Source organism: Nocardiopsis sp. NPDC006832, from assembly GCF_040635885.1.
Classification (GTDB): Bacteria; Actinomycetota; Actinomycetes; order Streptosporangiales; family Streptosporangiaceae; genus Nocardiopsis.
This window is the reverse complement of sequence record NZ_JBEYLC010000067.1, coordinates 22,121-28,175: the sequence shown is the minus strand read 5'-3', so window position 1 is coordinate 28,175 and position 6,055 is coordinate 22,121. Positions and strand designations below refer to the sequence as shown.

5 protein-coding genes are annotated in these 6,055 nt (G+C 68.0%); all 5 read right to left on the bottom strand.

The genetic code is table 11. The features are described 5' to 3' along the window. Positions 1–345 precede the first annotated feature (345 nt). Positions 346–1,710: a DUF222 domain-containing protein gene (locus ABZ717_RS24220; protein ID WP_358514304.1), complete on the bottom strand. Its 1,365-nt coding sequence runs from the start codon at positions 1,708–1,710 to the stop codon at positions 346–348. A 985-nt stretch (positions 1,711–2,695) separates the two neighbouring features. Next, positions 2,696–3,694 (bottom strand): LysR family transcriptional regulator, encoded by a 999-nt coding sequence (locus ABZ717_RS24215; protein WP_358514302.1) that lies wholly within the window; start codon positions 3,692–3,694, stop codon positions 2,696–2,698. Between the two features lie 222 nt (positions 3,695–3,916). Then, the gene (locus tag ABZ717_RS24210; protein ID WP_358514300.1) at positions 3,917–4,966 is read right to left on the bottom strand and encodes an aldo/keto reductase; all 1,050 of its coding nucleotides are present in this window, start codon (positions 4,964–4,966) and stop codon (positions 3,917–3,919) included. A gap of 39 nt (positions 4,967–5,005) precedes the next feature. Beyond that, positions 5,006–5,329 carry a putative quinol monooxygenase gene (locus ABZ717_RS24205; RefSeq protein ID WP_067603340.1) on the bottom strand — a complete coding sequence of 108 codons (324 nt, stop codon included), beginning with the start codon at positions 5,327–5,329 and terminating at the stop codon, positions 5,006–5,008. 91 nt (positions 5,330–5,420) lie between these two features. Then, positions 5,421–5,900, bottom strand: coding sequence for a lumazine-binding domain protein (locus ABZ717_RS24200; protein ID WP_358514298.1), 480 nt, complete (start codon positions 5,898–5,900; stop codon positions 5,421–5,423). Between the last annotated feature and the right edge of the window lie 155 nt (positions 5,901–6,055).

Here is a 6,055-nt window from a genome sequence, read left to right as displayed (position 1 = left end):
TCTTCTCAGCGATGATCTTGCTCGTAGCGCCATGTTGGGCGCCCAACATGGCGCTACGGACAAGATCATCATGATGGAGAGACAACACGGGGTTGATGGTGCCGGTGGGCCGGTACCTGGGGCGGGAGCCGGTACCGGGGGTGGAAGTGGTGCCGACACCCCCGATGAGAGCCACTCCGGTTCCGGAATGTGGCTCTGGGCGGGGGTTCGCGGTGTTTCTGGCTCTGGGCATGCCGCTATCCCCACAGGGCATGGGGCCCTTGGGGTCTGACACCCAACCGGGGGTGGTCGCGGGGGTTGGGGTTCCACCTGGCGGAAACGGGTGGTGGAAACGGGGGTTGGTGGTTAGAGGGCGGTGGCTGGGGCTGGCTCCCCCTCACCATCCCTGTCCCCGCTGGTCTCGGTGTCCTGTCGGTTCTGGGCGTGGTGGTGTTCCCAGATCTGCCGGTTCATCTTGGCCTGGAGCCGGTGCTTGAGCCTGTTGTGGGTCGAGCACAACACCTGCATGTTGTCGGCGCTGGTGGCCCCGCCGTGGGAGAAGGGGACGATGTGGTCGTACTGCGACCAGCTACGCGGCACATCACAACCCTCGTGCCACTCGCAGTAGGGCTTCTTGAACCCCGCCGCCTGGCGCACCGGATCCGGAGCGCACCGCTGCTTGCGCCCCACATCCAACAAGGTGCGGCCCTGTTCGTCGGTCACGAACCGGCGCAACCAGCTGTGGGGGGTCAGGCGGGCCACCATCTGATCAGGGAGGACCACACCATCCTCGGTGGTGGCGGGTTCAGCCGTCCCGTCTCCGAGGAAGCGTGTGAGGGGGACGGTGATGTTCAACGTGGCCAACGGTTGGCGGCTCAGGCTGGAGCAACCCCGGTGGGTCAGGGCGGTCTCGAAGATGCGCATCATCGCGTCATAGGTGCGCTGATGCTTCGCCACGGCGGCGTTATCGGGCCCGTACGGTTCGGTGTAAGCCTGCAGGGCGGCCTGGATCAGCTCGTTGTCGGCCCCCGGCCCCCACATCCGCAACAAAAACCCGGACTCGAACGTGGGCGAGAACTGGGCGCCCCGGTTCTCGAACGTTTCGTCGTAGTCCCGGTCGGCTTTGTCGGGGTCCAGGCGGGCGACGAACCATTTCGCCGCGTCCCGCAACTGGCGCACCGAAGCCTGCGGGCACTCCTGCTTATAGGCGATGAGCCCGTATTCCAACCGGGCCCGAAACCCCTCCACCGAAGGACGCTGGGCACGGAATTCCTCATCCGCCGTTTCCAGGACCTGCGCCCACTCGGTAGTGGCTTTTTCGGTGGAGGTCGCGATCGCGCACGCCTCACCCAACGACAAGACCTCGCCCTGGAAGGCTTCTTCCACCAGGGGCAGCTGCTGTTTGTACAACGCCCGGGCGAGGGTGGCGAGGCTCTTGGCCTCGGCCGGGGAGGTCCCCCACTGGTGGGTGATCCACGCCTGGATGCTGCGCTGGCCACCCTCTTCCAACAGGGCACCGGTGGCCTCCATCCGGGCCAGAGCGGGCAGCATCCCATAGCGGATCCGGTCTGTTTCCTGGTTGAGCCGGCGAAACTGTGCGAGCACATCGCCCTCGCACCCGAACGGGATATCCCGGCCGGAGAATTCCACCGCCATCTCCCGCGCACCCGCCATCGCTTTATCGACCGGGGTGTTCCCGGTCGGGCGCGGTGCGTGGGGAGGAAAGCTCATATTCTGATTATATGCGAACACTCCCAAGAATGGCAGGCTTACCGGCGGGTATATTCAACCTATTTTCAGGCCTGTGAATGTGCCTACCATAGATGGGGTGGCCATTCTGGGTTATCCACAACCTCTTCCCCTATGACCGGATCCACCTATCACGGAGATGCTCCTAGCGACTTCGTTGGAGGGGCTCTGAATGGAAACGATCTTGCTCGTAGCGCCATGTTGGGCGCCCAACATGGCGCTACGAGCAAGATCATCGCTGAGAAGACCAGGGCCGGCCACCGCGAGGACGCGGCCCGCCCCGTGCCTGGCCTGTAGCGGGTCCTTCGTGACCGGACCCGTCACGTAGTGGCGACGCGCTCAACGAGGACACCAGGCGGAAGGGAAGGGATCCGGCCGCCTGCGGCCGGACCGGGCGAAGCCCGGGGCCGTTGGGGACCCCAACCACTCTCCCCCCTTCCCCGATAGCCGCCAAACCGCCGCCCGTGCCGTACGGGTCAAGGCCACCAGCACCGCTGCCAGAGCACCCGACATTGCCTTGACGTGTGCGGTGCGGGCGGCAACAATCACGCGGCGGGGAAGGAGGGAGAACCCACCCCCACCCCGCCCAACCACCCCCAGAGCCAGAAACCCGAGGCGCCCCACCAGCCACCCGTGTAACGCCCAACAACCCCAAGAACCAGAAACCTGAGGCATCCCACGCCCCACCCCACCCCCACCACACCCACCCACCCCCGGGCAGCACGAAACCGGCGGAACCAGCGGCTCCCCCAAGATCAATGGGATCACGCCCACGCGCTCCACCACCACCCCGAACTCCCCGCCTGTGGATAACCCATCACCGGCAGTAGCCCCTTGCCCGCCCCCGCCCCGCCCTCCTGACCGAGGCCCCGACGGGTTCCTCCTTGCAATGACCACTCCCCTTCAGGGCACGAAGACCGGCGCTGCGGGCAAGAGGCATCCTCATTGGAGGGGCCCGGGACCGGCGTCAGCGCGGGAGAGGGACCCCGGCGGTGAACTCTCCGTGGCTCCACAGGGTCACGTGGGTGGTGGGGCGGAAGCGGCCTCGGTGAACGCCCGAGCCCCGGAGCATGGCCTGGGTGGCGCGGGGGGTGGTGGCGAAGCGGACGAACTCCCCCGCGACTCCTTCGTCCTGGTCGGGCAGGCTGGTGGCGCCCCACACCCCTGAGGTCCGTACCGGTGGGCCACACGGGGTCACCAGTCTTCGGTCCGCCAGGTCGTGGCCGATGGTGAAGCCCAGCGCCAAGCCGATCCCCGAGCCTCGTTTGACCTGTTCCAGGGCGGCGGAGTGGCTGGGGAACACCCGCTGTCGCGATTCCGGGACGCCCATGCGACGGAGCGCGGACGGGACCAGGCCGGTGCGGTCGAGGGCGGAGGGGCCGAGCATCCAGGGGTGTTCGCGCAGGCGCTCGGGGTCGATCCGGCCCTGGGACAGGGGATGGTCGGGGGCCACCACGGTGAGCAGTTGGTACTTGAGCACGCGGCGGGAGATCACGCCACCGGCGGGGAGGCCGGTTTCCGGGGGGATCGGACCGAGTGCGACATCGACGGCGCGCTCTCGCAGTAACTCGACGAACCGGTCCGGGGAGTGCGCGCTCAGTTCGACGTCGAGGTCGTCGGCGCGGCCCACGAACAGCTCGATGAGACCCGGGGCGGCGTGTTCGGCGAACAGGGTGGTGACGGCGATCCGCAACAGGCGGGTGCCGTCGCGAGCGCGGCCGACCTCGCGCAGGATGCGGTCCTGAAGCCCGATGAGTTCGACGGCGCGGCTCGCCAGGCGCAGTCCACCGGGGGTGAGGGTCAGCCCGGAGGAAGTACGGGAGAACAGGCGGTCGTCGAAGAGTTTGCGGAGCTTGCCGATGTGCAGGGACACGGCGGACTCGGAGACGCACAGCTCCTGGGCGGCGCTCTTGACCGAACCGAGGCGGACCACGGTGGAGAACGCTCTGAGCTGGGTCGGGGTCATGGTGAACTCCCGTCGAGGGGGAGTTCTGGGTCGGAACACGCCCAGGGAACGGGGCAGGGCGTCCGGTGCCTGGGGGATGGCATGGCGGCCTTTCGGGCGGAGTTGAGGTCAAGCTAGGTGACACCGGGTTCCCGAACAAGGGACTTACGCCCCGAAAGGGGCGCTCAGTACCAAGAAACCCCGCACCGGAGACAGCCGACCCTCAACTCCGCCCGAGGGGCTTTACTCCTTGGACGCCGTGGCGCCCCACCAGATGTTGATGTCGGAGTCGACCGCCCACCGGTCGATGGCGCGTAGTTCCTCCTCGGTGAACTCGGTGGAGTCCACCGCCTTGAGGTTCTGCTCCAGCTGCTCGACGCTGGACGCGCCGACGAGCGCGGTGGTCACGGTGCGCGGACCCCGGTCGCGCAGCACCCAGGAGATCGCCATCTGCGCCAGGGTCTGCCCCCGTTCGAGGGCGATCGCGTTCAGTCCCCGCACCCGTTCCAGGACCTCGTCGGTGAGCATGTTGTCCCGCCAACTGGGCCGCCCCACCCCGGCTCGGGAGTCCGAGGGCACCGATCCGTCCAGGTACCGGTCGGTCAACAACCCCTGGGCCAGCGGGGAGAACGCCACCACGCCCATCTTCTCGTCCGCGGTGGCCTCCAACAGGCCGTCCTCCACCCAGCGGTTGAGCATGGAGTAGGAGGGCTGGTGCACGACCAACGGCGTGCCGAGGTCGCGCATGATCGCCGCCGCCCTGCGGGTCAGCGAAGGCCCGTAGGAGGAGATCCCCGCGTACATGGCCCGCCCGGACACCACCGCGTGGTGGAGGGCCAGCATGGTCTCCTCCAGCGGGGTGTCCGGGTCGGGTCGGTGGCTGTAGAAGACGTCGACGTAGTCGAGGCCCATCCGCTCAAGGGAGCGGTCCAGCGAGGACAGCAGGTACTTGCGGGAACCGCCCTGCTGGTGCGGTCCGGGACCCATGGTCCAACCGGCCTTGGTGGTGATCACCAACTCTTCCCGGTACGGGCCCAGGTCCCTGGCCAGGATCCGTCCGAGGTTCTCCTCCGCGGAGCCCGGCGGCGGACCGTAGTTGTTGGCCAGGTCCAGGTGGAAGACGCCCAGGTCGAAGGCGCGGCGCAGGATGCGGCGCTGGTTCTCGAAACTCCGGTCGTTGCCGAAGTTCTGCCATAGTCCCAGCGACAGCCGGGGCAGTCGCAGCCCGCTGTCACCGCAGGATCGGTACTCCAGTCTCTCGTACCGGTCCGTGTCCGCCACGTAGGTGTCCAACTCGCGTTCCCCCTCAGCCGTCTCTTCTCAGCGCCGCCGTCACTCGTCGATGGTGAGTTCGCCCATCCGGTCCCAGCCCTCGCCCTCCACGACGCGGCTGACGATCTGCGGGGTCTCTGCCAGCAGCGGCTTCATCGCGGCCAGACCCGAGGCGAAGTGGTCGCTCTTGACGTGGGCCTCGCCCGCGTCGTCCTTGAACGCCTCGACGAGCACGAACTCGTCGTCGCGCTCGACGCTGCGGGACCACTCGAACCACAGGTTGCCGGGCTCGGCGCGGGTGGCCGCGGTGAAGTCGGCGACCGCGTCGAGGAACGTGTCCTTGGCCTCGGGCTTGACCCGGTACTTGACGACGATGAGGATCATCGCGCAACTCCTTACTCTGTGTGCCACGGGGCACGCGGTGATGCCGTGCCCCGTGGAGCCATCCTTTCAGAAGTCACGCGGACGAGGATCTTCAGGCACCGCCGAGGGTGGTGCCCGGGATGCGGGTGGCGCGCCACTCGCCGTCGTCGGACTCGCGCACCTCCAGGGCGCCCGGGTCCTGGTCGGGGTGGTCGAGGGTGACGGTCACGATCTCGGTCTCACCGTCCAGGTCGGTGCCGACGGCGATCTCGCCGATCTCGATGGACTCGCTGTCGGGGAGGCCCTCCGCGTAGTCGGGGAAGGCCGTGACACAGTCCTCGGCGCCTTCACTCTGGGAGACGACCGCGGCCTGGGCGGCCTCGTCGATGAGGGCGCAGGCGGCCTCGGCGTCGTCGGCGTTCAGCGCCGCGACGAACCCTTCGGCGACGATCTGGGCCGCGGCCTCGGTGTCCTCACCGGCGGCGTCGGCCGCCGTGTCGGTGCCGTCGGCGGGGGTCTCCTCCTCACCACCGCAGGCGGACAGCGCGAGGGCCAGGGTCAGGGGCAGGGAGCACAGGAGAAAACGTCGCATGGGGGTGCCTTCCGGAAGCGGGTTCGGTGGACCGGGGGTCGATCCAGGCGCACCATTGTTACCGCATTCTTCCATTCTGTGACCACTCGCACACGAGAACCAGGCAGAACACGGGTGGCGTCGTGGACCGGGTCGAGCGCACCGGGGACGCAGAA